We start from the raw sequence: 890 nt of genomic DNA on the forward strand, positions 1-890 counted from the left end.
CTGAACCGGCTGCTCGACATCATGTCGGCGGGGCTGAGCGACGTGGCCGGAGTGCTGGACGCGATCGCGCGCGGGGATCTGACGCGCGGGATCGAGGCCGAGTATGCCGGTACCTTCGGTCAGCTCAAGGACGACACCAATCTCACGGTCGGACGGCTGCGCGAGGTGGTGGGCCGCATCCTGGAAGTTTCGGAGAACATCCGCAGCGCCGCGGGCGAGATCGCGGCGGGCAACTCGGACCTGTCGGGACGCACCGAGGAGCAGGCGGCGAGTCTGGAGGAGACGGCCAGCTCGATGGAGGAGCTCAACGCCACGGTCAAGCAGAATGCGCAGAACGCCGAGCAGGCCAACGGTCTGGCGCAGGGGGCGAACGCGGTCGCCACCCAGGGTGGCGAGATGGTGCGTCGTGTGGTCGATACCATGGGTGCGATCCAGGAGTCGAGCCGGCGGATCGCCGACATCATCAGCGTGATCGACGGGATCGCCTTCCAGACCAACATTCTGGCGCTCAACGCGGCGGTGGAGGCGGCGCGCGCGGGCGAGCAGGGGCGCGGATTCGCGGTGGTGGCGGCGGAGGTGCGCAGTCTGGCGCAGCGCAGCGCGCAGGCGGCCAAGGAGATCAAGGAGCTGATCACCGACTCGGTGGGCAAGGTGGAGACCGGGGCGCAGCTGGCCGGTCAGGCGGGCTCGACCATGGAGGAGGTGGTGGGCCGGTTCCGTCAGCTGGCGACCCTGGTCGACGAGATCACCCAGGCCTCGCGCGAGCAGGAATCGGGGATCGATCAGGTGACGCGGGCGGTGACGCAGATGGACGAGGTGACGCAGCAGAACGCGGCCCTGGTGGAGGAGGCGGCGGCCGCGGCCGAGAGCCTCGAGGACCAGACCCGCGT

1 protein-coding gene is annotated in these 890 nt (G+C 69.7%); it reads left to right on the forward strand.

What is annotated here, in order from left to right:
• On the forward strand, positions 1-890 hold an 890-nt coding region (locus D779_RS20465), incomplete at both ends, for a methyl-accepting chemotaxis protein (RefSeq protein ID WP_043758240.1).

It is taken from the genome of Imhoffiella purpurea (assembly GCF_000585215.1).
Taxonomy (GTDB): domain Bacteria; phylum Pseudomonadota; class Gammaproteobacteria; order Chromatiales; family Chromatiaceae; genus Imhoffiella; species Imhoffiella purpurea.